20 protein-coding genes are annotated in these 26,875 nt (G+C 61.0%); 4 read left to right on the top strand and 16 right to left on the bottom strand.

The genetic code is table 11. The features are described from left to right. Positions 1 to 107: 107 nt before the first annotated feature. Positions 108 to 2,600 (bottom strand): glucans biosynthesis glucosyltransferase MdoH, encoded by a 2,493-nt coding sequence (gene mdoH, locus C8E00_RS00895; protein ID WP_133693460.1) that lies wholly within the window; start codon positions 2,598 to 2,600, stop codon positions 108 to 110. Further along, entirely contained in the window at positions 2,593 to 4,197 is a 1,605-nt protein-coding gene (locus C8E00_RS00890) for a glucan biosynthesis protein G (RefSeq protein WP_243833070.1), read from the bottom strand. Before C8E00_RS00890 ends, mdoH begins: the two co-directional genes overlap by 8 nt. A 248-nt stretch (positions 4,198 to 4,445) precedes the next feature. Between C8E00_RS00890 and C8E00_RS00885 the strand changes: the two genes are divergently transcribed. Next, positions 4,446 to 5,975, top strand: a complete 1,530-nt coding sequence (locus tag C8E00_RS00885) for a glucosyltransferase domain-containing protein (protein WP_133693458.1) — start codon at positions 4,446 to 4,448, stop codon at positions 5,973 to 5,975. A gap of 199 nt (positions 5,976 to 6,174) precedes the next feature. Then, positions 6,175 to 7,770, top strand: a complete 1,596-nt coding sequence (locus C8E00_RS00880; RefSeq protein WP_133693456.1) for a solute:sodium symporter family transporter — start codon at positions 6,175 to 6,177, stop codon at positions 7,768 to 7,770. 177 nt (positions 7,771 to 7,947) lie between these two features. Here C8E00_RS00880 and C8E00_RS00875 read toward each other — a convergent pair whose 3' ends face one another. The 11 genes from C8E00_RS00875 to C8E00_RS00825 form a co-directional block, all read right to left on the bottom strand. Beyond that, positions 7,948 to 9,243 (bottom strand): adenylosuccinate synthase, encoded by a 1,296-nt coding sequence (locus tag C8E00_RS00875; RefSeq protein WP_133693454.1) that lies wholly within the window; start codon positions 9,241 to 9,243, stop codon positions 7,948 to 7,950. A 33-nt stretch (positions 9,244 to 9,276) separates the two neighbouring features. Further along, on the bottom strand, positions 9,277 to 10,458 hold the full coding sequence (locus C8E00_RS00870) for an ATP phosphoribosyltransferase regulatory subunit (RefSeq protein ID WP_133693452.1): 1,182 nt from the start codon (positions 10,456 to 10,458) through the stop codon (positions 9,277 to 9,279). A gap of 230 nt (positions 10,459 to 10,688) precedes the next feature. Beyond that, positions 10,689 to 11,612, bottom strand: coding sequence for a protease modulator HflC (hflC, locus tag C8E00_RS00865; protein WP_133693451.1), 924 nt, complete (start codon positions 11,610 to 11,612; stop codon positions 10,689 to 10,691). A 2-nt stretch (positions 11,613 to 11,614) separates the two neighbouring features. Next, complete coding sequence (hflK, locus tag C8E00_RS00860; protein WP_133693449.1) at positions 11,615 to 12,976, bottom strand: FtsH protease activity modulator HflK; 1,362 nt, start codon at positions 12,974 to 12,976, stop codon at positions 11,615 to 11,617. A gap of 61 nt (positions 12,977 to 13,037) precedes the next feature. Further along, on the bottom strand, positions 13,038 to 14,357 hold the full coding sequence (gene hflX / locus C8E00_RS00855) for a ribosome rescue GTPase HflX (RefSeq protein WP_133693447.1): 1,320 nt from the start codon (positions 14,355 to 14,357) through the stop codon (positions 13,038 to 13,040). A 14-nt stretch (positions 14,358 to 14,371) separates the two neighbouring features. Then, entirely contained in the window at positions 14,372 to 14,623 is a 252-nt protein-coding gene (gene hfq, locus C8E00_RS00850; protein WP_133693445.1) for an RNA chaperone Hfq, read from the bottom strand. A gap of 124 nt (positions 14,624 to 14,747) precedes the next feature. Further along, positions 14,748 to 15,686 carry a tRNA (adenosine(37)-N6)-dimethylallyltransferase MiaA gene (gene miaA, locus C8E00_RS00845; RefSeq protein ID WP_133693443.1) on the bottom strand — a complete coding sequence of 313 codons (939 nt, stop codon included), beginning with the start codon at positions 15,684 to 15,686 and terminating at the stop codon, positions 14,748 to 14,750. Between the two features lie 31 nt (positions 15,687 to 15,717). Beyond that, complete coding sequence (mutL, locus tag C8E00_RS00840; RefSeq protein ID WP_133693441.1) at positions 15,718 to 17,637, bottom strand: DNA mismatch repair endonuclease MutL; 1,920 nt, start codon at positions 17,635 to 17,637, stop codon at positions 15,718 to 15,720. Between the two features lie 46 nt (positions 17,638 to 17,683). Beyond that, positions 17,684 to 19,102, bottom strand: a complete 1,419-nt coding sequence (locus tag C8E00_RS00835; protein WP_243833096.1) for an N-acetylmuramoyl-L-alanine amidase — start codon at positions 19,100 to 19,102, stop codon at positions 17,684 to 17,686. A gap of 71 nt (positions 19,103 to 19,173) precedes the next feature. Next, entirely contained in the window at positions 19,174 to 19,653 is a 480-nt protein-coding gene (gene tsaE, locus C8E00_RS00830) for a tRNA (adenosine(37)-N6)-threonylcarbamoyltransferase complex ATPase subunit type 1 TsaE (RefSeq protein WP_133693439.1), read from the bottom strand. A 17-nt stretch (positions 19,654 to 19,670) separates the two neighbouring features. Next, on the bottom strand, positions 19,671 to 21,179 hold the full coding sequence (locus tag C8E00_RS00825) for an NAD(P)H-hydrate dehydratase (RefSeq protein WP_133693437.1): 1,509 nt from the start codon (positions 21,177 to 21,179) through the stop codon (positions 19,671 to 19,673). A gap of 94 nt (positions 21,180 to 21,273) precedes the next feature. Here C8E00_RS00825 and queG point away from each other — a divergent pair, with 94 nt between their 5' ends. Then, a complete protein-coding gene (gene queG, locus C8E00_RS00820) occupies positions 21,274 to 22,374 on the top strand; it encodes a tRNA epoxyqueuosine(34) reductase QueG (RefSeq protein WP_133693435.1) in 1,101 nt (366 codons plus the stop codon). On the opposite strand, the gene orn is transcribed toward queG, so the two are convergent. Further along, on the bottom strand, positions 22,371 to 22,934 hold the full coding sequence (gene orn / locus C8E00_RS00815; RefSeq protein WP_133693433.1) for an oligoribonuclease: 564 nt from the start codon (positions 22,932 to 22,934) through the stop codon (positions 22,371 to 22,373). The genes queG and orn overlap by 4 nt on opposite strands. Positions 22,935 to 23,020: 86 nt before the next feature. On the opposite strand from orn, the gene rsgA reads away from it, so the two are divergent. Next, positions 23,021 to 24,049, top strand: a complete 1,029-nt coding sequence (gene rsgA / locus C8E00_RS00810; RefSeq protein ID WP_133693431.1) for a small ribosomal subunit biogenesis GTPase RsgA — start codon at positions 23,021 to 23,023, stop codon at positions 24,047 to 24,049. Positions 24,050 to 24,123: 74 nt separating this feature from the next. Here rsgA and C8E00_RS00805 read toward each other — a convergent pair whose 3' ends face one another. Continuing rightward, positions 24,124 to 25,314 (bottom strand): O-succinylhomoserine sulfhydrylase, encoded by a 1,191-nt coding sequence (locus C8E00_RS00805; protein ID WP_133693429.1) that lies wholly within the window; start codon positions 25,312 to 25,314, stop codon positions 24,124 to 24,126. An 11-nt stretch (positions 25,315 to 25,325) separates the two neighbouring features. Next, positions 25,326 to 26,846 carry an amidophosphoribosyltransferase gene (gene purF, locus C8E00_RS00800; RefSeq protein WP_133693427.1) on the bottom strand — a complete coding sequence of 507 codons (1,521 nt, stop codon included), beginning with the start codon at positions 26,844 to 26,846 and terminating at the stop codon, positions 25,326 to 25,328. Positions 26,847 to 26,875: the final 29 nt, after the last annotated feature.

Genomic DNA, 26,875 nt, shown 5'->3' with positions numbered 1-26,875 from the left:
CTTGCATCTCCTTCTTTCCTTGAATGCGATGTGCTGTCCTTCACGGACAGCGTCTTCAGCATAGCAGCCAGTCCGGTGGCGACGATGCTCTTCGAACATGACCCCGCTTAACCTGGCACTCGCCAGGAAACGGGCGTTGGAACACCGATTTCGCGCCAGTCCGGATGTGCATCGGGCGACGTCCAGACGTGGTAATGCAACATCGACAACAACACGGGATCGTCGAGAAAGTTCAGTTGCGTCATGGTCTTCACCTTGTTGGGATTCTCGGCGACGACCGCCCTGACCCGTTCTTCACGACGCCGCTTCAAAAGCGATGAGACACCATGTCGACTCGTCGCCAACGCACACCCGAGCGCATTGGCCACCGGATCGACGACTACCTGAACGAAGTTAGGCGCCATCGCTTGCTGGGCACGCATGCGCTTCAGATGACGCGCCATGCGCCGCAGCACGCGCGGAGGATGTGTCTCTTCGGGAATACGAAACAAGCGCGCATGCTGACACCAACGTCCCAGCGACACGCGGCTGGAAAATACCGACACGGGAATCGACAGCATCAAGGCACCGACAATCGGGGCCAGCCACCACAGGAAGGTCGGTTCCATGTAATACACGCCCACGGCCCATACCGCACCGATGAGCGTCTGAACGCCATGGTGACGCACGGCATCGACCCAGGGCGTATCGCTGTTATCACGCGATGGCGACCGCCACTGTATGGCGCGTCCCAAAAGCGCCGTCAACACGAAACGTGTATGGAAAAGCATCCGCACCGGCGCCATCAGCATGGAGAAAAGCGATTCCAGCACCATGCTCGCGAATAACCGCAGACTCCCGCCGAATTCCTTGGACCCTTGCGCGATGATCAGTATCACGCTGAGCACCTTGGGCAGAAACAGCAAGGTGGCCGTCGCCGAGAACAGCCCCACCGCCATGGTCGGGTTCCATTGCGGCCATACGGGGAACATCATCCCCGGTTCGGGAAAGTACTGCGGCGTACTCAGCGTGTGCACGGCCAATAAGGCGGTCGACAACATCAGAAACAGGCACCACAACGGCGCCGATATGTAGGACATCACCCCGGTCAGAAAGACCGCCCGATGGACGGGATGGATGCCCTTGGCCAGAAACAGCCGAAAGTTCATCAGGTTGCCGTGACACCAGCGACGATCTCGGTTGAGCTCGTCGAGCAGATTGGGCGGCATTTCCTCGTAACTGCCATCCAGGTTGTAAGCGATCCATACCCCCCATTCCGCCCGACGCATCAACGCCGCTTCGACGAAATCGTGGGACAGAATCTCCCCGGAAAGCGAGCCTTTCCCCGGCAGTGGCGCCAGCATGCAGTGGCGCATGAAGGGCGCCAGACGAATAATCGCGTTATGCCCCCAATAATGGGACTCGCCCAACTGCCAGAAGTGCAACCCGGCCGTAAACAGCGGCCCATAGACACGCGTGGCGAACTGCTGCATGCGCGCATAGAGATTCAGGCGGCCTGAGGCGCGTGGCGCCGATTGAATGATGCCTGCGGTGGGATGAGCTTCCATCAAGCGCACCAGCCGCGTCAGGCAAGCACCGCTCATGACGCTGTCGGCATCCAGGACGACCATATAACGATAATTGGCCCCCCAGCGGCGGCAAAAATCATCGATATTGCCGCTTTTACGCTTCACTCGACGCTGTCGGCGCCGATAGAAGACACGCTCGAAGGCACCCAGTTCACGGCACAGCGACAGCCAGGCGTGGGTCTCGGCGATGGCCAGGTCGGGGTCGAAGGTATCACTCAGGATGAACAGGTCGAAGTGACGCTCCTGCCCGCTATCCCGCAGCGACTCGAGCGTGGCGCGCACGCCCGCGAAGACACGCGCGACATCTTCGTTGCAGATAGGCACGACCAGCGCCGTACGCGCCGTCTCGTCGATGGGGGCATCCGCTTCCACGTCACGTGCATCGATCGCGTAGCGATCGCGTCCACGCAGAAGCTGGAAAAACCCCATGAGCGCCGTCCAGAAGCCCGCCGAGACCCAGCAAAAAAGCAGCACGAAGAGCGCCAGGATGGCCACTTCGAGGGCTTGCTTGCCTTGATAAGGTAAAACCGAGCGCATGTAGTTCGCCGCCACCAGGCTTTGCCCGACCACCAGGATCAATAGAACCTTGCGACGCAGCATGCCCACCTTCTGCCAACGCGGCGTCGGCGAGGCCTCGGCCTTCTGACGCCGCCGAAAGCCCCGATCTATCCATCGGCGCGCACGCTGGGCGTAACGCACGAACGGATTGGTCGCCCAGGGTTCCGGTGCCAGGGGGGTGCGCTTCATCGGCGGCATCGTGCAAAGCTGCGTGATGCCGTGTACGTCGGTCGTCATCACACTCGGTGGCGCCAAGGGGCGGGCACTGTACGCCAGCGTCAGGCGCGCGCTTACCGAGGCCGCAGCCGGATCCTCCTTTGCCACCTCGCGCGCCCCGAGGGAGGCGTGCAGGGCCTCCATGCCCTGCTCGTCGAGATGGCTGCCGAGTAATTCGCGGCGTGCACGGCGGGTGTCGGTTTCCTGAGCCAGGCGTTCGAGATAGTCACTGGTCGCCGGGGTCATTGCATCAGCCATTGGCGGGAAGCCGATAATGCCAGGTTTCGGACAGTCGCTTGTCGCCGTCCTTGAGGAAAACGTTTATATCCGTCGCTTGACTGGCGTTGCCACGCTTGACGCGCAGGAAAATACGCCATCCCCCCACGGCCTTGTTGGGCACCGCACGACTTGCGACCAGCTCGCCTTTATCACCGACAGTCGCATCGACCTGCACGTTGGCACCATCTTCCAGTGCTTCCAGCCCCGGCCCCTTGACATCGATCACAAACGCCAGCGAACCATCGGGTTCGCGCACCAGGTTATCCTTGCGGACCTCACCCCGCGAGCGACGGGTCTGATCGACCCATGACAGGTTGGGGGAGTAGAACTTGGCCTCGTGTGTCGTCCAGTACATGCGATAATCGAATTGGAGACTCTCACCGGCCTTCGGCGTGCCCGCCGGTTTCCACATCGCCACGATATTGTCGTTGGTTTCATCGGGCGTCGGGATTTGGATCAACTCGACCGTTCCCTTGCCCCAGTCGCCCTGGGGTTCAATCCAGACGCTGGGTCGACGATCATAGCGATCCACCAGGTCCTCGTAATCGTGGAAATCATGACTGCGTTGCAGCAACCCGAAGCCTTTGAGAGAGGCGACACTCTGTTCCTCGATCATCAGGTTCTTGGGATTGGCGAGCGGACGCCATGTCCATTCTCCCTTGTTCGCATCGGTGGCATCACCTCCGTCATGCACCAGCAGGCCATTGGAATCATGAATCGCCGGTCGATAGTTGAGCGTGTCCGTCGGCTGTGCGGGTCCATACAGATACATGCTGGTCAACGGTGCCACGCCCAGCTTCTCCACGGCATTGCGCATGAAAAGACGCGATGTCACATCGACGACGGTGTCTTCCCCAGGGCGCAGGACATAACGGTAGGCGCCCGTCAAACTCGGCGAATCGAGCAGTGCAAAAATGGTCAGATACTGACTGTCAGGCTTCGGCTTGACGATCCAGAATTCACGAAAGGTGGGGAATTCCTCGCCACTTGGGAGTGCGGTGTCGATCGCCAACCCACGCCCCGACGTACCATAGACTTGATGACGTCCGAGCGCGCGAAAGTAGCTCGCGCCTTGGAACGCCATGACCTCATCCATCTTGTTCTCACTATTGATGGCATTGAGCACCTTGAAGCCCGAAAAGCCCAAGCCTTTCAAGTCTTCCTTGGGAATGTCGAGACTGCCGTAATCGAAGTCATCGGGGTTGAAGGAAAGATCCTGGACCTCGCCGTTGACCACGGTATGCAATGTCACGGCGCTATCGAAATGCATCCCCTCGTGGAAAAAAGCCAGATTGAAAGGCAGGTTCTCGCCCTGCCATAGCATGCTCTCATCCTTGGTCTGAATCTGGGCATAATCGGCATATTCAAGCGTACGCAGCGATTCCGGCAGATTCGATTCCGGTGCCTGGTAGCCTTGACCGGCGAGCTTTTCCGCCTTCTTCGCTACATCTTCGAATCCGAAAGCGAAACAAGCCTGCGCCGCCACGATCAACCATATGCCCAGTATGCCTACCAAGGGCCAGCGGAAGCGGCACACCACACTTGTCGTCGAGAAATGTCGATTCGGTACACTCACATTACTACTCCCTTGCGGCTTTTCAGGGGCAAGCTACCCCTTTACGTCACATTCTTCAGCTGGACACGCTAGTGTATGCAGTACACCCAACGAAGATGAAAGTTTCAGAGGAGACGCAGATTGCGGAGACGAGAAGCACTCCATGCTCCATTGGTACAAGAGCTTAGCATCACGAAGGGCATGAAGGGAGCCCACCGGTAGCATTGTCGTCACATTCCACGCGCCTATACACCGATGAAGAGTACCTGATGTCGATCTCGTCAATGCCACCTTCCTCTCATACGCCTGCTCCCGATATCCGGCGATGGATGGGGGTCTTCATAGGTCTTGTGCTGGCCACTTACCCGATCGTGGCCGCCGATCGCCTCTATCTCGACGATATCTGGCGCAGCATGCACGGCGACCTTGGCTGGACCTCGAACGCGCGGCCTCTTGCCGATGCCGTCATGATCGCCCTCAATCTGGGCCCGCGCGTGGTCGACCTGGCGCCACTTCCTTTATGGCTGGGATTGGCCGCCGTGGCGACGACACTCATTGCGTTGCGTCACGCTTTTGCAGAATTTAACGATGACCACGCGTGGCTTGCGATGGCGCTGCTGGTGCTACAGCCCTTCTTCCTGCAGAACCTTTCCTACCAGTTCGATGCCTTGCCCATGGCGCTCTCCGTCAGTTGCGCCGGGTTGGCACTCGCCGCCGGCATGGGCCCGATGCCGATCAAGAGCATGACGCTGGCGTCAGTCAGCCTATTCGCCAGTTTATGTTTCTACCAGGCGGCGGTGAGCGTTTATTTCGTGCTGCTTGCCTTCCATGCCCTGCTCAGCCTGGCGACCCACGGCAACGTGCAGGGGCGACGTCACATCGGCTTGTTGATGGTCGGCGCCATCACGCTCCTGGGTTACAAAGGGATCTCGGGGTGGTGGCTCGCCGGTGGCTATAGCCTCTCGCACAGCCAGATGGCCGCACCGTCTACATTGCCCGTGCACATTTTCGAGAACACGCTGATCTTCTGGCGCTATGCGGCCAGGACACTCGCTGGAGCGCCATGGTGGGGGCTATCGATCATCGTTCTGATCGCACTGGCCGGCATCCTTCTAGGCACCCTGGCCCCACCACGCGCCACGCGCTCCCTTGCACGACCATGGCGGCTGTTGCTCATGCTCGTCATCGTGTTGCTGCTGCCCCTTGGCGCACTCGGCATCGTGGCAGCGCTCGAAGATCCTCTCTGGCGTCCACGCACCTTCATCGGGTTCGGCGCCTTGTGTGCCGGTGCGCTCTTTTGCGCAGTCACCACATGCTCACAGCACGGATGGCATCGGCTCGGCGCCGCCCTCCTGATTGTCACGTTAGGCGGGGCCACGGTCATCACCTACGCCTATGGCAATGCCCAAAGCAGCCAGAAAGCGTTCGAGGAAAGCGTGTCACGCCAGTTGGTGGACGACCTGCGACGGCTGGAAGCACACGGTCCTCTTATCGTGTTCGGCACACTGCCGCTCAGTAACGGTGCCGACAATACTGCGCGGGCGTTTCCCATCATCGAGGAGTTACTCAGGAGTTACCTCGATAATGGCTTCTGGTGGGGCTATCAGAACCTCTATCGACTGGGCTTGCCGCCACGCTACGCGTTCAATGGCGATCACGACATTCGCGAGCGATTCGCCACTCACTGCAACACCCTACAGCCTCTTCTGGAACGTGGCTGGTACACGCTGTACCACTGGCGAGACGCGATATTCGTCTCCTTGAACCACGCCTGTCAGAGGCAGAAAGATGATTCATGAATCGAGTCACGCAGACATTCGTCAATCAATGTCAGACAAATGGAGTATGGTAGTTTACCATTCGCTGGCTAAAATTCGTCCCACGATAGTGTTATCGACGCGGTCGTGTCCTTGAAGACCGACGACATGCCCCGGGCGCATGGCGCCGGCTTTCAATCGCCACGACCATGATTCATGAGCGCCCAAGGATGCCTATTCCATGCATGCCCTGACGTTGATCTCGTTTCTTTTCTTCACGGGGCTCGTCGCGTTGATCACCTGGTTGATCACGCGCCGAGACGATTTGCAGAGTACTCGCGGTTACTTCCTGGCCGGCCGGAGCTTGACCTTTCCATTAATCGCCGGCTCACTGCTGATGACCAACCTGTCCACCGAGCAAATGGTGGGGCTCAATGGCGCAGCCTTTACCGATGGGCTAAGTGTCATGGCCTGGGAGGTCGTCGCCGTCATCGCGCTAGTACTCTTGGCCTTGTTCTTCCTCCCGAGATTCCTGCGCAGCGGTATCGCCACCGTGCCACAACTGCTGGAAATCCGCTTCGACCGTGGTACGCAGCTGATCTGCAATATCATCTTCCTGATCGCCTACGCGGTCATCCTGTTGCCCATCGTGCTCTATTCAGGCGCCATCGGCTTGCAGGGCATGCTCGACCTGCAAGGACTGACCGGCATCGAGTCGAGCGGTTTGCTGCTGTGGGCAACCGTGTGGGTCGTGGGTCTGATCGGTGCCGTCTATGCACTCTTCGGGGGACTACGCACGGTCGCGGTGTCCGATACGCTCAATGGCGTGGGGCTACTCATCGGCGGCTTCTTGATCGTGTTCTTCGCTCTCAATGCCGTCAGCGATGGCAAAGGCATCATGGCCGGTTGGAATATCCTCAATAACCAGCATCCCGAGATGTTCAACTCTATGGGACGCGAAGACCAAGCCGTTCCGTTCGCCACGCTGTTTACCGGGGTTTTCCTGATCAACCTCTTCTACTGGACGACCAACCAGCAAATCATTCAGCGCACATTCGCTGCCAAAAGCCTCGCCGAAGGCCAGAAAGGCGTTCTGCTGACGGGGTTCTTCAAGCTTCTTGGCCCCCTTTACCTCGTACTGCCGGGTATCATCGCATACCACATGTATGCCGATCAGGGCATCCAGGCCGATAAGGCCTACGGGCATCTGGTGTTCGATGTCCTGCCACCTTATCTGACCGGCTTCTTCGCCGCGGTAATGGTCGGCGCCATCCTGTCGTCGTTCAACTCGGCGCTCAACAGCACGACGACGCTGTTCAGCCTGGGCATCTACAAGGGCGTGATCAAGAAAGATGCCACCGAAGAGCAAGTGGTCAAGTCAGGCAAGATCTTCGGTTGGATCATGGCCATTGCCGCCATGATCATCGCCCCATTGCTGGCGGGTCAGGAAAGCTTGTTCAGCTACTTGCAAACGATGAACGCGATTTACTTCATCCCCATCCTGGCGGTAGTGCTGGTCGGCTTGCTCACCAAGCGCGTGCCCGCGATGGCCGCCAAGGTCGGCTTGGTCGCAGGTTGCCTGTTGATCGCGGCCGGGTATTTCATCCCGCCCTTCAACAAGATTCTCGATATCACCAACCAGTATCACTTCGTGGCGGGCGTCTTCGTGTTGCTGATCGCCATCATGCTGATCATCGGCCAAGTCTGCCCACGCGAAACCAAGTGGGTCCACCAGGACGCCGAGGCCGTCGATCTGACGCCCTGGAAAGGCGCCTGGCCCGTGGGCCTGCTGCTGGTGCTGTGCGTCATCGCCATCTATGCCGCGTTCGCCGGCTAAACGGCTCTCCCGCCATACAATGCAAAAGGCTCGCGCCGGTCACGGTGCGAGCCTTTTGTTGTCATGGCCAGGGCGGCAAACGCGGCTTTTAAAAGCCAAAGCCCGACCCGAAAACGCCCACTCGGCCGTTCAGAACCGATCGGGCGTTTCCAATCAGCGGAGACAACCGCTGCGCATCTAGTCCGAGAACGGATTGCGGAGCACGATGGTCTCGTTGCGGTCAGGGCCTGTCGAAATGATATCGATCGGCACGCCGGTCTGCTCTTCGAGAAAGCTGATATAGGCCCGTGCGTTCTTGGGCAGATCAGCGATGCGCTTGATCCCTAGCGTCGACTCGCTCCAGCCGGGCAGGTCCTGATACAGCGGCTCGATGACCTCATAGCCTTCGGAGTCGACGGGGTTGTCGATGGTATCGCCATCCTTGCTACGGTACCCCACGCACACCTGAATGTTCTCCAGGCCATCGAGCACGTCCAGCTTGGTCAGGCACAATCCCGAAACCGAGTTGATCTGCACCGCATGGCGAAGTGCCACGGCATCGAACCAGCCACAGCGCCGCGCACGGCCCGTCGTGGCACCGAATTCATGCCCCTTTTCGGCCAGGTGACGACCGAACTCATCGAAAATCTCGGTGGGGAACGGTCCCGAGCCGACACGCGTGGTGTAGGCCTTGGTAATCCCCAATACATAGTCGAGGTAGAGCGGTCCCACACCCGAGCCCGTGGCTGTCCCCCCTGCCGTGGTATTGGAGCTGGTCACGTAGGGATAGGTGCCGTGATCGATATCCAGTAACGATCCTTGGGCGCCTTCGAACAGGATATTGTCGCCCGCCTTGCGCATATCGTGTACTAACGACACCGTATCGCACACCATCGGGCGCAGTTCTTCGGCCATTTCCATCGCTTGGTCGAGGACCTGCTGAAAGTCCACCGGCGACTCGTTGTGGTACTGCGTCAAGACGAAATTATGATAGTCGAGCACCTCGCCGAGCTTGGAGGCGAAACGCTCGCGATGCAGGATATCGCCAAGGCGTAACCCGCGACGCGCGACCTTGTCTTCGTAGGCCGGCCCGATACCCCGACCGGTCGTACCGATCTTGGCGATGCCGCGGGCCTTTTCGCGCGCCTGATCGAGGCGCACATGATAGGGCAAGATCAAGGGACAAGCCGGTGAAAGACGGAGCCGTTCACGTACCGGAACGCCCTTGGCCTCCAACTCGCGGATTTCTTCCATCAGCGCTTCCGGGGAAAGCACCACCCCGTTGCCGATCACGCATGTTTTATCGGCACGCAAAACCCCTGAGGGGATCAAGTGCAGGACGGTTTTTTCACCATCGATCACGAGTGTATGGCCGGCGTTGTGTCCTCCTTGAAAACGTACCACCGTGGCGGCGGATTCCGTCAGCAGGTCGACAACCTTACCCTTGCCCTCGTCACCCCATTGGGTGCCCAATACGACTACGTTCTTGCCCATTGCTGTCATCTCTCGATCAAAGGATCCGCCGATTTACGCGAGCTGTTCGACCCGCCATTCGTCATTGGTCTTCACTAGCTGTCGGTCGCAACGCTGTTCGCGGGGCCCTACACGCTGACCGGGCAGCGCCTGAATGACCCGTTCACCGGACGCACGCAGGCGTGCAATCGTCTGAGTAAGCGTGGCATCATCGTCGGCCGGCGCCCAAATGGCATCGCCCCGCGGGCCACTCTCGACGAGCGAGGCCAACAGCTTGAGATCCATGGAGAATCCCGTCGCCGGCCTCGCTCGACCGAAGGCGCGACCGGTATCGTCGTAACGCCCTCCCTTGGCCAGGGCCTGACCATAACCGGGAACATAAGCCGCGAACACCATGCCCGTGTGATACTGATATCCACGCAATTCGGCCAAGTCGATATAGACCTCGGCGCTGAGATGGTTGGACGTCACGGCACGGCACAACGCCTGCAACTCATCCAGCGCCGCCGCGACCGCAGGCGGAGCCCCCGCAAAGGCTTCACGGGCCTGGTCGAGCACATCTTGCCCACCGTAAAGGCGCGGCAGGGTTTGCAGCATCTCGGCGAGTGCAGGATCGTGCACATCCCGCGCCACCAAGGCATCGACATCGTTGAACGCCTTGCGCTCGATCGCCTCGAACAGCGCATGCTCGCTGTCGTCACTCAATGCCGCCGCATGCACCAAGGCACGATAGATGCCGATATGGCTGAGCGCCAGATGCATTTCGCCGGCCCCTGACACTTCCAGCCCCGTCAGCGCCAATCGCAATACTTCGATATCCGCGTCCAATCCGGCATGGCCAAAGAGTTCCACGCCGACCTGGATCGGACTGCGCCCGCCCTGATGCTTGTCGGCCTTGGCGCGCAAAACGGTGGTGCAGTAACACAGCCGTGCCGGCCCGCTGCGTTTCAACGAATGCGCATCCATACGCGCCACCTGGGGCGTCACATCCGCGCTGGCGCCCATCATCCGCCCGGAAAGCTGATCGGTGAGCTTGAACGTCTGCAGATCGAGATCGGTGCCCGTGCCGGTCAACAGCGAGTCGAGAAACTCGACCGCCGGGGGAATCACCAGGTCATACCCCCAGCGATCGTACAGATCGAGCAATGCACGGCGCAGATGCTCCATGCGCGTCGCCTGAGGCGGAAGCACTTCATCCATTCCGTCGGGAAGCAGCCAGCGGTCAGCGATGGTCATTTTTCGGTCCTGCCAGAAATGAGTGGCGTAGTGGCATCGTCGGTTGAGGACGAGACGGCGCTGTCACGTTATACCGGAAACGCATCGGCCCATCACGAATCGCTGCTGCAAAGGCATCGATACTCGCGTATGGGCCACAAAAAAACCGGGCGGCGCCCGGTGTCAAGAGTCTATCACGTTTGGCCTCCGGATGTACCCCGGCGGGATTGCCCCCGGAGGCCAGTTTCGACCTACTCGGCGCTGCCCGTAGCGGCGGCGCCCGCTTCGCCAACGTTGTCATCACGCCCATCCGCTGACCGGAAATAGCGGAAGAACTCGCTATCCGGGCTCAGCACCAGCATGTCGTCGCCCTTGTCGAAGCTGTTGCGATAGGCTTCAAGCGAACGATAGAAGTTGAAGAAACTTTCATTCTGCTGATAGGCATTCGCGTATATCTGCGCAGCTTTGGCATCCCCTTGGCCACGCAGGGTTTCCGCTTTTTCACGTGCTTCCGCCAGCTTGACCTGACGCTCACGATCCGCCCGTGCGCGAATCCGCTCGGCTTGTTCCTTGCCTTGCGCACGATACTGACGTGCTTCGGCGTAGCGTTCGGTCCGCATGCGCTCGAAAACCGCCTGCCGTACTTCTTTGGGCAATTCAACACGCTTCAAGCGAATATCCAATATCGCAACACCCACTTCTTCACGAAGCTCTTCATTGAGACGCTGCTGAGGTTTGTGCAGCATTTCGTTGCGGTCTTCGCTAATGATGTTGCTCACTTCGCGGCTGCCGAACGCATTACGCAGGCTTTCCTCGACACGCGGCTCGATAATGCTTTCAGCCCGCGCCATGTTGCCTCGCGTCGCCTCATAGAAAAGGCTCGGATTGACGACCTGCCATTTGACATAGGAATCGACAATCAAGGCATTGCGGCGCGCCGTCAGGAAACGACTTTCCTTGCTTTCCAGTGTCTGCACCCGCGCATCGAAAAACCGCACGGTATTGAGCACCGGCCACTTGAAGTGCAAGCCCGGCTGGATATCGGTTTCGACAACCTCGCCGAAACGCAGCTTGATGGCACGCTGCGTTTCGGTCACCACGTACAGGCTAGCGCTCGCAAGCCAGGCACCTACGGCCAATACTGCAACGATTCCTAAGGCTCGATTGTTAACCATGATCAACGGCCCTCCCGCATAATTCCGTCCGATTGACGTCCGCTGCTGCTGCTATCGCTACCGGACAGAGGCTCGTTTTGAACCTGCTGGGATACCGAGTCCAATGCCTGCATCTGTTGCTGCTTATCGGCGTTAGTGCCACTCGTCGAGCTCGACTGGCGAAGCTGATCCAGCGGGAGATAAATCATGGAATTGTTTTGCGACCCCATGTCTACCAATGCCTTGCGATTCTTGCCCAGCACCTCGCTTATCGTATCCAGATAGAGGCGTTGACGCGTGACATCAGGTGCCTGCTGATACTCTTCCAGCACGGCAAGGAAGCGGCTGGTTTCACCCTGGGCCTTGGCGACGACGGCCTTGCGATAGCCGGTGGCTTCCTCGATGATGCGCTGGGCCTCACCTTCGGTACGTGGTTGCAGGGCATTATCGTAAGCGAGCGCTTCGTTGATCAATCGCTGGCGATCTTCGCGTGAACGAATCACGTCATCCACGGCATCCTGCACAGCTTCCGGCGCTTGCGTACTCTCGAGATTGACCGCCTGCAGGTCCAGCCCCAATCCATAAGCGTTCAATGTTGCCTGCAAACGCTTGGCGACCTCCGGACCCAGCTCTTCACGGCCACTGAGCAAGGAGTCGGGTACTGGTGGCGTCATGGTGATGATCGGCAACTCGCCGGGGTCCGTCACATCCGCCGGGATATCCGGCACATCTCCCCCCTTATCAATCTCCTTGACCTCGTCGACTTCGTTGGTACTTGTCAAGACGTTCTGCATGCCGCTTGCACCCACCACATGCCGTAACGTGGCATCCAGCGCATTACGCAAGCTTTGTTCGGGATCCCGCACATTGAGTACGTAATTACGCGGATTCGACACTTGATACTGTACCGACAAGCGCACCGTCACGATGTTGGTATCACTGGTCAACATGGAGGATGTCTGACTGAAAGAACGTACTTCCGTCACATTGACCATCGTTACCTGATCGACGAACGTCGGATTCCAGTGCAAGCCGGGCTCGACCGTATCGTGGTATTTGCCAAGACGTAGCACCACGCCACGCTCGGACTGATCCACCACGTAAAACCCTGAGCCAGCCCAAATGAGCAGCGCGATGATCACCAGTACACCCGGCAGTATGAAGGGATTCCCCTTGCCGCCAGATGAGCCGCCGTTGTCATCGCCGCCACGCTTACCGTGCTTACCCATCATGCGCTTCAGCTTGTCCTGAAACTTCTTCAGCGCCTCGTCGAGGTCCGGCGGGCCTTGGTTATTGCCTCCATTGCCCCCGCCGCTGCCGCGGCGACCACCGCCGCCGCTCCACGGGTCCTGCTGATTTCCACCACCAGGCTCGTTCCAAGCCATACGTCTTCTCCACTGCATTGATTGCGATGCATCTCGCCAGGGACGCCCATGACGGGGACTGTCAGTGGCGCTCCCATTCCGGGCGATCGAGGGCTCCCGGCGGCAAATAATGTGCTGCCTTATCACCGAGACGGGCCATCAGCTGAAAGAAATCGCGTCTAGGCAGACGGATATCCAGCAGGATGCGGCCCTGCTCGTCAAATTGTTCTTGCTGCACGGCATTCAACGCATGCAGCGACGCCCTCAATCTTCCCTGATCGGGCTCCAGCGTCAAACTGGCCTCTAGCAAGTCCTCGGCCAGTAGCTCACCGAGTGCTTGGTGAAGCAATTCGAAACCGCGTGCATCACGCGCCGAGAGCCACACGATCTGTGGGCGCCCGTGCTCGTCACGCTCAAGACGGGGCGCGCTATCCAAGATGTCGATCTTGTTCATGACCAGCAGCTGGGGCACGTCGTCAGCACCGATTTCCTCGAGCACTGCACCGACCTGCGCCACGTTGAAATCGCGATCCGGATCCGCCGCATCGATGACATGCACCAACAACGAAGCCTCGGTGGCTTCCTGCAGGGTGGCGCGAAACGCCTCCACCAGCTTGTGTGGCAGATGGCGGATGAATCCCACGGTATCCGCCATGACCACCGGCCCGACATCCTCCACGTCGATACGCCGCAGCGTGGGATCGAGCGTGGCGAACAATTGATCGGCGGCGTACACCTCTGCGTGAGTCAGGGTATTGAACAGCGTCGACTTGCCGGCATTGGTATAACCTACCAAAGACACGCTGGGAATCTCGGCACGTGAGCGTGCACGGCGGTTCTGATCGCGTTGTGTACGAACCTTTTCCAGCCGCTTGTGAATCGCCTTGATACGCCCACCCAACAAGCGTCGGTCGGTTTCGAGCTGGGTTTCCCCCGGGCCGCGCAAACCGATCCCGCCCTTTTGGCGTTCCAGGTGGGTCCAGCCTCGCACCAGGCGCGTTGACATGTATTCCAACTGCGCCAACTCGACCTGAAGCTTACCCTCATGCGTGCGCGCGCGCTGGGCGAAGATATCCAGGATAAGCCCCGTGCGATCCAGCACGCGACTCTTCAGGGCGCGCTCTAGATTACGCTCCTGTGAAGGCGACAAGGCATGATTGAAAATGACGATATCGGCACCGTGGAGCTCGCGCACCTCGCGAATTTCCTCCAACTTGCCGCTACCGATGAATGTCTTGGGATCGGGACGACGCCGACTCCCCTCGATGAGGGTCGCCGGCGTCACACCCGAGGAACGCACCAGTTCCAGGAATTCTCCCGGATCTTCGCGCTCCTGTTCGTCGTGGAAATCCACATGGACGAGAACCGCCGTCTCACCGGCGTCGGGACGTTCGAAAAACAATCAGCGCCTCTCGATCAAACGTCTTCTTCCGCCGGGGCATTCGGGTCCTGGACGGGAAGACGAACGTTGCGGGATGGCACGACCGTGGAAATGGCGTGCTTGTATACCATCTGGCTCACGGTGTTGCGCAGCAGGATGACGAATTGATCGAAAGACTCGATCTGCCCCTGCAATTTAATACCGTTCACCAGAAAGATGGAAACCGGAATGCGCTCCTTGCGCAGAATGTTCAAGTACGGATCTTGAAGGGACTGTCCTTTGGACATTTTGCTCTCCCTAACTTCTCGCTGTGGTTTATGGTCGTTTTCGAAGGGTCACAGCCGCTTCTCGCGATGGCACTGCTTTTCGCGGCGCCGCTCGCCAAGCGTTGTCGTGACCGGTCATCTTACGCTAAGTGCCGCTTCCGCGCACGATTTTCAATACCTGCTCACGCATATCGCTCGCGTCGCTATCGACCCACCGCGCACCTTGCCAATTGCGCAGCCATGTCAACTGACGCTTGGCGAGCTGCCGCGTCGCAGCCAGTCCCCGCTCGCGCATCGTGTCTTCGTCGATCTCGCCATTGAGATGTTCCCACATTTGGCGATAGCCGACACAGCGAATGGCGGGGAGTCCGGGATGCAAGTCACCGCGCGCGCGAAGGGCGGCGACCTCCTCGCGAAAGCCTCCCGCCAACATGCTATCGAAGCGCTGCGCGATACGCGCATGCAGCACTCGGCGCTCAGGAGGTGCCAGCGCTATGGACACGAGACGCCAGGGAAAGGTTTCACGCGGCTGTTCCGCCCACAGCTCACCCAGCGCCCGCCCCGTCAGGCGATAGACCTCCAGCGCCCGCATCAGGCGCTGTCGGTTATGCGGATGGATGGACCTCGCGGCGACCGGATCGACCTGCGCGAGCTCTGCATGCAACGCCTCGAGTCCCTCGCGTCGGGCGCGCAGGGCCAGCTCGTCACGCAACGCTGGATCTGCGGCAGGCAACTCCGCCACGCCATCGATCAAACGCTTGATATACATCATGGTGCCACCCACGAGGATGGGAATACGCCCCTGCGACGAGATGTCGCGCATCGCCGCCAGAGCATCCTCGCGGAACTCGGCAGCGGAATAGGTTTCGGCGGGATCGCGAATATCGATCAGACGGTGCGGCGCCCGTGCCAGCTCCTCCGCCGATGGCTTGGCGGTGCCGATGTCCATGTCGCGATAGATCATCGCCGAGTCGACGCTGATCAACTCGCCCCCCAGGCATTCGCGCAGGGCAATCGCCAAATCGGTCTTGCCGGCCGCCGTTGGCCCCATCAAGAGAATGGCCAGTGGCCGCGTATCGTTCATCGAAAATCCTGAAAACGGTCGATGACCAGCGTTACTGGCCACGAAGAAACAGCTTGTCCAGCTCGTGCATCGACATCTCGGTCCAGGTCGGACGCCCGTGATTGCACTGCCCACTACGTTCGGTGCGCTCCATGTCACGCAGCAACGCATTCATCTCGGGCACCGTCAGCCGGCGGTTGGCCCGCACGCTACCATGACACGACATACTGGCAAGCAATTCATTGATATGCGCTTCGACTCTGTCCGAACGACCGAAACGTTCGAGATCGCTCAGCATGTCATGAATCAGCGCTTCGACATCGGCGTTATCAAGCAGCACCGGCACGCGACGCACCAGCAATGTCTCCGGCCCGGCAACATCCAGCTCCACGCCCAGGCGCTCGAAGGTTTCGCGCTCGCGTTCGGCGGTTTCCACCTCGCGGCCACTGACCGCCAGCGATATCGGCACCAGCAACGGCTGTGTCTGCAACCGCCCCAGGGCCTGCCCATCGCCATGCACTTGCTGCTTCATGCGCTCGTAGGTGATGCGCTCGTGGGCGGCGTGCATATCGACCACGACCAGGCCACGCGCGGTCTGAGACAGGATGTAGACACCGTGCAACTGCGCCACCGCATATCCCAGTGGCGGTGCCTGGGTCGCATCGGCCTCGGGCATCGCCGCAACCTGGGCGTCGGGTTCCTTGACCGGAGACGTCTCGGGTTCGGTACGCGGCGGCTGCGGTGTCAATAACTGTTCTTCATGTTCAGGATGCAAGGCTTGATAACCGGCCATGAACTCACGCACGCGATGCGCGGCGGGGCGTTCCTGTTCGGCGCCCAGCGCCATGCCCTGCTGCTGCCAGCGCGGGGGCGCCTGCTCCTCGGTGGCAGAGGCTTGCGGTGTCGGCACGTCGTCGCCTGTGCGCTCGGCCGCCACGCCCGTGGGAGCGTCATTGGGGCGTGCATCCGCCAGTGCACGGTGCAGGCTCGAGAACAGGAAGTCATGTACCAGGCGCCCATCGCGGAAACGCACCTCGTGCTTGGTAGGGTGCACGTTGACATCGACCACGTGCGGATCGAGCTCGAGGTAAAGCACGAAAACCGGGTGACGTCCGTGAAACAGCACATCGCGATAGGCTTGACGCACGGCATGGGCGACCAGGCGGTCACGCACGACGCGACCATTGACGAAGAAATACTGCTGGTCTGCCTGTGCGCGGGAATGCGTCGGCAGCCCGACCCAGCCCCACAGGCGCAAACCGGTCGCCTCGATATCCACGTGCAGGGCATTCTCGAGGAAATTACGGCCCAGCAGCGCCCCGGCGCGCCGTTCCATTGCCGCCGGCTCGTCGCCGGCCCGCAACTGATGCACGACCTTCTGGTTATGACGCAACACCCAAGCGATGTCATGACGCGATAGCGCCAGCCGCCGGAACGCCTCTTCGACATGGCCGAATTCGGTCTTTTCGGTACGCAGGAACTTGCGCCGTGCGGGCGTATTGAAGAACAGATCGCGAACCACGACCGAGCTGCCGCGAGGGTGCGGCGCAGGGCTCACACGCGGCTCCATCTGGCGTCCTTCCGCGACCACCCGCCAGCCCTCGCTTGGCTCATCCTGCGTATTGGAAATGAGCTCGAGCCGCGAGACCGAGCTGATCGAGGCCAGCGCCTCGCCGCGAAAACCGAGGCTGTCCACGCCTTCGAGATCGTCCAGCGAAGCGATCTTGCTGGTGGCATGCCGTGACAACGCCAACGGCAGGTCCTCCTCGGCGATGCCGCGCCCATCGTCTCGCACACGAATCAAACGGGCGCCACCGGCTTCGAGATCGATCTCGATGCGCCGGCTGCCCGCATCGATGGCATTCTCAGCCAGTTCCTTCAATACCGAAGCCGGCCGTTCGACGACTTCGCCAGCGGCGATCTGGTTGGCGAGCCGGGGGTCGAGAATATGTATACGTCTAGAGTCAGTCATGGCCATTATTGTGCCTCGCCAACGGCAGCGACGTCATGCTCATACGTCACGACTGGGGAATCTTCAGCACCTGTCCCACACGCAGGATATCGCCATTGAGATCGTTGGCCTGCTTGAGGGCCAGCATCGTCACGTCGTAGCGCGAGGCGACTTCCGACAACGTATCGCCCTGTCGTACGCGATATTCGTTCGGGGCCGCACCTCGTGCTTGATCTTGTCGCCACGCCAGCAAACTGCTGGGCGGCGGCTGTTGGCGAAAGTGCGCGATAATGCCATCGCCGATGGCATCCGCTATTTTCGCCTGAAACATCGGTGACTGGAGCCGTCTTTCCTCTGCGGGGTTGGAAATAAAGCCCGTCTCCACCAGCAACGATGGTATGTCCGGCGACTTGAGCACCACGAAGCCTGCCTGCTCCACCTGAGACTTATGCAACTCATTGACCTGTGCCAACTGATCGAGCACTTGACCGCCTGTGCTCAAGGAATCGTTCATCGTCGCGGTCATGGTCAAATCGAGCAGGACACCACGCAGCACTTCATCCTTGCCGGAGAGGTCGAGACGCCCATTGACGCCGCCGATCAGGTCGGCGCGGTTCTCCGTCTTGGCCAACCAACGGGCCGTCTCCGACGTCGCCCCGTTCTGGGATAGCGCATAGACGGAACTCCCGCTGGGACCACGACTCTTGACCGCATCGGCATGTATCGACACGAAGAAGTCGGCCTTTTGCTTGCGCGCCAACTCGGTCCGCCGGCGCAGTCCGACATAATAATCGCCGTCTCGAGTGAGAAATGCTTTGAATCCCGGGGTGTCGTTGAGCTTTGCGTTCAGCTTGCGCGCGATGGCCAGCACTACATCCTTCTCATAAGTGCCATTCTGCCCGATGGCACCGGGATCCTCCCCACCATGCCCTGCATCGACGGCGATGATAATGTCCCGTTTGGGGTGTGGCTTGGCTTTGCTGTTCCGACGGGCAAGGACCCGGGCAGGGTCCTTGCCTTCGGCCTTCGCCTTGGCCACTGCTCTCTCGGCACTCATCTCCTGCTCACGAATCATCGCCGCGATGGGGTCGATCGGCTTCTTAAGTGCACTCTCTCCCGGGTAATCCAGGTCGATCACCAGACGATGGCCATACTGACCCGCAGGCGGCAGCATGAAATGGTGAGGGATGACCTTGCGATTGAGATCCAGCACCACACGCAAGTCATCTCCGTTATGAATCCCTGTCCGCAGATCGCTCACGGCACTATCGCCCAGCTCAATCTCATCGGGATCGAAGGCCCGTTGTGTATCCTTCAAGTCGACGACCAGACGACGCGGGTCGTTGAGCATGAAGATGGAGCTTTCCACTTTGCCGGACAGGTCAAAGACCACGCGAACATGGTCAGGCGCCGCCCAGAGCCGGATGTTTTCGATATCGGCAGCCTGGGCAGGTGCTGCATGGCTCATGGCGAGTACTGCCAGCATGACAAGGCGCGTGAATACCCACATGGCACTCGCGTGGTACCGCATCTGACCGGGCTGATCGTTGAACGACTTCAAGCGTCGGCTTCCTTGTCCTGACGAATGGAGGATAATGCCGCCATCACTGCCTCAGCGTGCGGACTGAGCCCTTCGAGCGTCACTTGACGGCCTTCTCCCGCCAATGCCAGATGTATCACCAGGTCCGGCGAGGGCAGCCATCCTTTCCCCCGCGAAGGCCATTCGATCAGACTCAGGCCGCCGCCACCGAGCATATCGCGTGCGCCCATGAACTCGAGTTCTTCGGGATCCCCTAGCCGATACAAGTCGAAGTGGTACACCTCCACGCCCTGCAGCGCATAAGGCTCCACCAAGGTATAGGTAGGGCTTTTGACTGCACCAACGTGGCCGTAGGCACGCAAAATGCCACGCGTGAGCGTGGTCTTGCCGGCCCCCAGCTCCCCTTCCAGGTGAACACACCCGCGGCCGCCCAGAGCGTGACCCAGGGCTTCCCCAAAGGCGACGTGCGCGGTTTCATGTGGCAGAAAGCATTGCATCTATCGTGACTCTCGCGTTATCGCATGGCCTCAAAGGGGCGCGGATTGGCAATTGCGCGCACATAGGATGCCAGATCCGTGGCGACCAGACCACGCTCTCCCCCGTCTCGCGCCGCTGCATCACCGGCCAGAGCATGCATCAAGACACCATGCCGCGCCGCGTCGCCCGGCGTTTGGCCCTGTGCCAGCAATGCGCCGACAATCCCGGAGAGCACATCCCCCATGCCACCGCTCGCCATGCCCGGATTGCCATACGGGCACACGGCGACGCCGTCGGCGTCGGCAATCAAGGTGCCTGCGCCCTTGAGCACCACACTGCCGCCATAGCGCTCATGCAACGCCAGTGCTGCCGCACGCCGATCGGTCTGAACCTCGGCACTGGACACCCCCAGCAAACGCGCCGCTTCGCCGGGGTGCGGCGTCAACACCCAGTCGTCGCGGCGACGGGGGGCTTCTTCGGCTAGCCAGTTCAGTGCATCGGCGTCGAGGACGCTGGGCCCTCCCGCCTCGAGCGCCGCCTGCCAAAGCGCATGTCCCCAGGCTTGACGCCCGAGCCCCGGGCCCACCACCAGAGCAGAGGCTTGGCCGAGCAGTTCGCGTATCTCCTTGGCATCTTCCACCCCGCGCGCCATGACTTCCGGGCTACGCACCAAGCTGGCTGCGACATGCGCGGCAGCGGTCGCCAAGCTGACCTTGCCTGCCCCGCTTCGCAACGCGGCGTCGCTGGCCATCAAGGCGGCGCCCCCGAAACCGGCGCCACCGCCGATCACCAACACATGCCCGAAGTCACCTTTATGGCTACCACGTGGTCGCGGCGGCAGTGCCCGTTGCAGCATCTCGGCCGTCTGCAACTCACCCAATGGCACGAGATCGTCATGCGCTTGAGGTGTCACGCCCAAGGTTTCGACATGCAGCTCGCCGACATGATCCGCGCTGGCACCGGTATGCAACCCAAACTTGTCGGCAATGAACGTGACCGTCAGGCTCGCCCGCACCGCGACGCCAGCTACGCTGCCGGTTTGTGCCGAAAGGCCTGAGGGAACATCCACTGCCAGCACCGGACGCGGCGCCGCGTTGAGCATCTCGATGGCACTACGCAGTGGTTCGCGGACCTCCCCCGTGGCGCCGGTACCCAGCAGTGCATCCACCGTCACATCGCCATTGATTACCGTCTCGGGTCGCCATTCGATGACATCCAGCCCCGCCTGCCAGGCCATTTCATGAGCCCGCGCTGCGTCGCCGCTCAGCGTCGCGGGGTCGCGCAAAGCGACGAGCTGCACATCGAGGCCATCAGCCGCCGCCAACGCCGCCATCACATAACCATCGCCGGCGTTATTGCCGCCACCGCACAAGATGCTCAGGCGGTGCGCTTCCGGCCAGCGCGAGCGCAAGGCGGTATATGCTGCCTGGGCGGCACGCTGCATCAACTCGAAGCCCGCCATGCCCGCATCGGTCAGCCGCCGATCCAGCGCCTGAACCTGACCGGCACCATACAAGGGATGCGGCACTCTGCATGTCGTCGTCATGAATCGCCTCCTGTCTCGTGCTCGCCAGCGACAAGCATTTATTCCCCGCCACGATTGCGCTAGGGTGGCGCCCACGCTTCACGGGGGTCTTGTCATGTCCTCATCTTCGCCCATCGATCATGCCGCGCTGGCCGACCGCATCCATACCTGGGGGCGCGAACTCGGCTTCCAGCAGGTGGGCATCACCGATACCGATCTCGCCGCTCATGAACGCTATCTCGAACGCTGGCTGGCGGCCGGTTACCACGGCGAAATGCACTTCATGGCCAAGCACGGTCACAAGCGCACGCGTCCCGAGGAACTCATCCCCGGGACCTTGCGCGTCATCAGTGTGCGCATGGACTACCTTCCCCCCGAGGTGGAGACCACCAAGGTACTCGGACAACCCGAGCGCGCCTATGTTTCCCGCTATGCACTGGGGCGCGACTACCACAAGCTGATCCGCAAGCGCCTCGCCACCCTGGCCAAGCGCATCGAGGACGAAGTCGGTGCCTACGGCTACCGCGCCTTCGTCGACTCGGCCCCGGTCATGGAACGTGCCCTGGCGCAGAAAGCCGGCCTCGGCTGGTTCGGCAAGAATGCCATGCTGCTCAACCCCCAGGCCGGTTCGCTGTTCTTTCTGGGTGAGCTTTACACCGACCTGCCGCTCCCGGTGGATGCGCCCTTCGAGAGCGAACACTGCGGCAAGTGCTCGCGCTGTCAGACGGCGTGTCCGACAGGCGCCATCGTCGACGACAAGGTCATCGACTCGCGGCGCTGCATCTCGTATCTGACCATCGAACTCGCCGGCTCGATCCCCGAAGAATATCGCAAGGCGATGGGTAACCGGGTATACGGCTGCGACGATTGCCAACTGGTATGCCCCTTCACGCGCTTCACGCGTGCGTCGCAGGAAGAAGACTTCGCGCCGCGCCACGACCTCGACCGCGCCTCGCTCATCCGTCTCTTCGCCTGGAGCGAAGAAGAGTTCTTGATGCGCACCGAAGGCAGCGCCATTCGGCGCATCGGGTATGAGCGCTGGTTGCGCAACCTGGCCATCGGCCTGGGCAACGCGCCTTGGAGCGAACGCGTCGAAGGCGCCTTGCGCGCACGTCTGGCCTACCCGTCCGACCTGGTCCGCGAACACGTGCGCTGGGGGCTCGAGCAGCAACGCCACAAGCGCGAGCAGTTAATCGTCAGCCACGTCGACGCCTAGACGCGCAGAAATGTCTTGCGATAATGCGCCAGCTCGGCCAGCGACTCGCGAATGTCGTCCAGCGCTTGGTGCGTATTGCGCTTCTCGAAGCCTGCCAGGGCTTGCGGATTCCAGCGCTTGGCCAGTTCCTTGAGCGTCGAGATATCGAGATTGCGGTAGTGGAAAAACTCGGCCAGTTCGGGCATTTCCCGCCACATGAAACGGCGATCCTGATGCACGCTATTGCCGCACATCGGCGAGCTGTTGGGCGTCACATACGTCTTGAGAAACGCCAGCGTCTGGCGCTCGGCCTCGGCGGTATCGATGCGGCTCTCGCGAACCCGTTGCGTCAGCCCCGAGTCGCCATGGGTGCGGGTATTCCACTCATCCATCGCCTCGAGCAGGGCATCCGGCTGATGCACCGCCAGCACCGGCCCTTCGGCGATCAGGTTCAGATCGTTATCGGTGATCAAGGTCGCCACCTCGATGATGCGTTCGCGGGCGGGGTCGAGCCCGGTCATTTCCAGGTCGATCCAGATCAACAGGTCACTACGCGGGGCTTGCGGTGTGTCGCTTGCCATGGGGGTCTCCGTCGGGGCGCCACCTAAGGACAAGGTGGCGCAATGAACGCTACAATGGTCGCCATTGTACCCTGCCCTGAGAGCGCATGAGCAAACGTAAACTCAGCCGCCAGCAACGCTGGCGGGTCGAAAAGATTCAAGCCCAGCGCGCCGAGCGTGCCGAACGCCGCACCCAGCGCGACGACACGGCACTCGACGCCGGCGATTACGGTCCCGAACGCCCGGGCCGTGTGACCGCACATTTCGGACGCACGCTGGAAGTGGAGGCCGAAGACGAACATGGCGTCCTGCAGCGCCACCGCTGTCATCTGCGCGCCAACCTCGAAGGGCTGGTCACCGGCGACGAGGTGGTATGGCGCACGGCGAGCGACGGCAGTGGCGTGGTCGTGGCGCGTCAGCCGCGCCGTAGCGTGCTGGAACGTCCCGACGCACGCGGCCAGCTCAAGCCCGTGGCCGCCAACATCGCGCAGATTCTGATCGTCTTCGCCGTGGAGCCAGCCCCCCACCCCAACCTCATCGACCGCTACCTCGTCGCCGCCGTAGCCACCGGTATTCCCCCGGTGCTGGTACTCAACAAGACCGATCTGCTGCCCGACGAGGGCGGTGAGCTGCGTACTCTGCTGGCACGCTACCGCGAGCTGGGATATCGCGTGGTCAGCGCTTCTACGCAGAGCGCGAACGGTCTAGAGGCCCTGCATGCCTGTCTTACCGAGCATACCTCCGTGTTCGTGGGCCAGAGCGGCGTCGGCAAGTCGTCATTGATCGACCGTCTGCTGCCCGACATGCAATTGCGGGTCGGGGCGCTGTCGGCGGACTCGCGCAAGGGCACGCATACCACCACCACCGCCACGCTCTATCATCTACCGGCAGGCGGTGAACTGATCGACTCACCGGGCATCCGCGAATTCGGCCTCGGCCATCTCGACGAGCGCGATGTGGAACGCGGCTTCATCGAATTTCAGCCCTACCTGGGCCGCTGCCGGTTCCGCGATTGTCGCCACCGCCAGGAACCCGGATGTGCCTTGCGTGAGGCCGTGGAACGCGGCGCCATTCTTGCCTCTCGGTTCAATAGCTACCGACATATCGTCGATAGCCTGGCACCCCGCTCGTCATGAAAAACGCCTCGCCCCCAGCAGGGCGAGGCGTCATGCGAACGACAGCCGGGCGCATCGGCACGCAGTGCTTCACCTTAGCCGAACGTGTCGAGTCCACGCCGGATATCGCGCTTGAGGTCGTCCAGCGCTTCCAGCCCCACGGCGATACGTACCAAGCCCTCGCTGATCCCCGCGGCCGTCTTTTGCGCGTCGCTCAAGCGTGCATGCGTCGTCGTCGCCGGATGCGTGACGGTGGTCTTCACATCCCCCAGATTACCGGTGATCGACATCAGCTGCGAATGGTCGATAAGCGCCCAGGCGCCGTCGCGACCGCCCTTCACCTCCACGCCCAGCACGGCGCCGAAGCCCCGTTGCTGTTGCTTCGCCAATGCATGCTGCGGATGGCTTTCCAGGCCGCTGTAATGCACACGGGCAATTTCCGGCTGCGCCTCCAGCCATTGCGCCAACGCCAGAGTGTTCTCGCAATGCGCCTTCATGCGCAGTCCCAGCGTCTCCAGCCCCTTGAGGAAGATCCACGCATTGAAGGGACTCATGCAAGGACCACAGGTACGCACGACGCCCACCAACTCCTTGAGCATCTCCTCAGGCCCTACTACAGCACCGCCGATGGCACGCCCCTGACCGTCCAAGTACTTGGTCGCCGAATGGATCACCAGATCGGCCCCCAGATCCAGCGGGCGTTGCAGCACCGGCGTCAAAAAGCAATTGTCGATAGCCAGCCAGGCGTCATGCCGATGCGCGATCTCGGCCAACGCGGCGATGTCCACCACCTCGGACAAGGGGTTGGAAGGCGTCTCGGCAAACAACAAGCGCGTCTTCGACGTGATCGCGGCCTGCCAGGCATCCAGATCGCCCAATTCCACGTAGTGCGTCACGATACCCAGCTTGCCGAGATACTTGTCGAACAGGCTGACCGTGGAACCGAATAACGAACGCGAGGCGACGATTTCGTCGCCGGCCTGCAGGAACGCCAGCGCCGTGGCGAGAATCGCCGCCATGCCGGAGCTGGTGGCCACGCACTGCTCGCCTCCCTCGAGCGCCGCCAGGCGTTGCTCGAAGGTGCGCACGGTGGGATTGGTGAAACGCGAATAGATGTTACCCGGTTCTTCGCCGGAAAACTTGCGTGCCGCTTCGGCGGCACTGCCATAGACGAAGCTCGACGTGGGGAAGATCGGCTCGCCATGCTCCTGCTCGTGCGTGCGATCGTGGCCGGCACGGATCGCTAGCGTGTCGAGCGCGAAGGCGTTGTCATGATCGTCATGCATACCTCACCTCCTCAGTCTTCTTCTTCGACATCGTTGTGCAGGTCGACCACAGCGTGCACTGAGTTCTCCTGGCGCTTGGCCATATCGCTACGCGCGGCCTCGAGGTCGGCCAGATAGGCGGCATCGATATCGCCGGTCACGTACTCGCCATCGAAGACCGAGCAGTCGAATTCTTCGAGCGACGGATTGACGTCGCGACATGCCGCCTTGAGGTCCTCGAGTTGCTGATAGACGATGCGGTCGGCACCGATCAGTTCCCCGACCTCCTCTTCACTGCGCCCATGGGCGATCAATTCCGACGCCACGGGCATATCGATGCCATAGACGTTGGGATAGCGCACCGGCGGCGCGGCAGAGGCGAAATAGACCTTGCGCGCGCCTGCCTCACGTGCCATCTGAATGATCTGTTTACAGGTGGTGCCGCGCACGATGGAATCGTCGACCAACAGCACGTTCTTGCCGGCGAACTCGATGTCGATGGCATTGAGTTTCTGACGGACCGATTTCTTGCGCTGCGTCTGCCCGGGCATGATGAAGGTCCGCCCGATATAGCGATTCTTCATGAAGCCTTCGCGGTACGTCACCCCCAGATGCTGAGCCAGCTCCAGCGCCGAGGTCCGCGAGGTATCGGGGATCGGGATCACCACGTCGATGTCATGCTCCGGCCAGTCGCGTTGAATGCGATCGCCCAGCTTGCGCCCCATCTCCATGCGTGTGCCGTAGACATAGGCGCCATCGAGGATCGAGTCGGGGCGTGCCAGATAGACATGCTCGAAGATGCACGGCCTCAACTGGGGACGATCCGCACACTGCTGGGTATGCACCCGATTGCCCTCGGTCTCGATGAAGATGGCCTCGCCCGGGGCCAGGTCGCGGCACAGCTCGAAGCCGCCGACGTCCAGCGCCACCGACTCGGAAGCGATCATCACCTCTTGGCCTTCTTCGCTGTCACGGGTGCCGTAGACCACCGGACGAATGCCATGAGGGTCGCGAAACGCCACCATGCCGAAGCCATTGATGAATGCCACGGCTGCATAACCGCCCTGGCAGCGACGATGAACCCGGCGCACTGCATCGAAAATATCGTCAGGCGTCAGGTGATGCCCCTGCTTGCCGAGCTCGTGCGCGAACACATTGAGCAGAACCTCGGAATCGGAGCTGGTATTGATGTGGCGCAGGTCGGAGAAAAACAGCTCACGCTTGAGCTGTTCGGAATTGGTCAGGTTACCGTTGTGCGCCAGCGAGATCCCGTAGGGTGAATTGACGTAGAACGGCTGCGACTCCGCCTCGCTCGACGAGCCCGCCGTGGGATAACGAATATGCCCGATGCCCATCTTGCCGCGCAGGCGCGTCATGTGACGTGTATGGAACACATCGCGCACCAGGCCGTTGCTCTTGCGCAGCAGAAAGCGTCCCTCATGCCATGTCATCATTCCGGCGGCGTCCTGGCCACGGTGTTGGAGCACTGTCAGCGCGTCATACAGCGACTGATTGACCGCCTGATTGGCCATGAGGCCCACGATACCGCACATTGCGCCTTTACCTCGCTTGCCTTGGGAGT

This window comes from Chromohalobacter marismortui, assembly GCF_004364315.1.
Taxonomy (GTDB): Bacteria; Pseudomonadota; Gammaproteobacteria; order Pseudomonadales; family Halomonadaceae; genus Chromohalobacter; species Chromohalobacter marismortui.
Note: the sequence above shows the minus strand (reverse complement) of the source record. Positions and strands in the feature narration are given on the sequence as shown.

Bases quoted from the DNA above. Each gene is read 5' to 3' on its own strand.
- mdoH (WP_133693460.1), bottom strand. From the start codon at position 2,600: ATGGCTGATGCAATGACCCCGGCGACCAGTGACTATCTCGAACGCCTG.
- C8E00_RS00885 (WP_133693458.1), top strand. From the start codon at position 4,446: ATGTCGATCTCGTCAATGCCACCTTCCTCTCATACGCCTGCTCCCGAT.
- C8E00_RS00880 (WP_133693456.1), top strand. From the start codon at position 6,175: ATGCATGCCCTGACGTTGATCTCGTTTCTTTTCTTCACGGGGCTCGTC.
- C8E00_RS00875 (WP_133693454.1), bottom strand. From the start codon at position 9,243: ATGGGCAAGAACGTAGTCGTATTGGGCACCCAATGGGGTGACGAGGGC.
- C8E00_RS00870 (WP_133693452.1), bottom strand. From the start codon at position 10,458: ATGACCATCGCTGACCGCTGGCTGCTTCCCGACGGAATGGATGAAGTG.
- hflC (WP_133693451.1), bottom strand. From the start codon at position 11,612: ATGGTTAACAATCGAGCCTTAGGAATCGTTGCAGTATTGGCCGTAGGT.
- hflK (WP_133693449.1), bottom strand. From the start codon at position 12,976: ATGGCTTGGAACGAGCCTGGTGGTGGAAATCAGCAGGACCCGTGGAGC.
- hfq (WP_133693445.1), bottom strand. From the start codon at position 14,623: ATGTCCAAAGGACAGTCCCTTCAAGATCCGTACTTGAACATTCTGCGC.
- miaA (WP_133693443.1), bottom strand. From the start codon at position 15,686: ATGAACGATACGCGGCCACTGGCCATTCTCTTGATGGGGCCAACGGCG.
- mutL (WP_133693441.1), bottom strand. From the start codon at position 17,637: ATGACTGACTCTAGACGTATACATATTCTCGACCCCCGGCTCGCCAAC.
- C8E00_RS00835 (WP_243833096.1), bottom strand. From the start codon at position 19,102: ATGCTGGCAGTACTCGCCATGAGCCATGCAGCACCTGCCCAGGCTGCC.
- tsaE (WP_133693439.1), bottom strand. From the start codon at position 19,653: ATGCAATGCTTTCTGCCACATGAAACCGCGCACGTCGCCTTTGGGGAA.
- C8E00_RS00825 (WP_133693437.1), bottom strand. From the start codon at position 21,179: ATGACGACGACATGCAGAGTGCCGCATCCCTTGTATGGTGCCGGTCAG.
- queG (WP_133693435.1), top strand. From the start codon at position 21,274: ATGTCCTCATCTTCGCCCATCGATCATGCCGCGCTGGCCGACCGCATC.
- orn (WP_133693433.1), bottom strand. From the start codon at position 22,934: ATGGCAAGCGACACACCGCAAGCCCCGCGTAGTGACCTGTTGATCTGG.
- rsgA (WP_133693431.1), top strand. From the start codon at position 23,021: ATGAGCAAACGTAAACTCAGCCGCCAGCAACGCTGGCGGGTCGAAAAG.
- C8E00_RS00805 (WP_133693429.1), bottom strand. From the start codon at position 25,314: ATGCATGACGATCATGACAACGCCTTCGCGCTCGACACGCTAGCGATC.
- purF (WP_133693427.1), bottom strand. From the start codon at position 26,846: ATGTGCGGTATCGTGGGCCTCATGGCCAATCAGGCGGTCAATCAGTCG.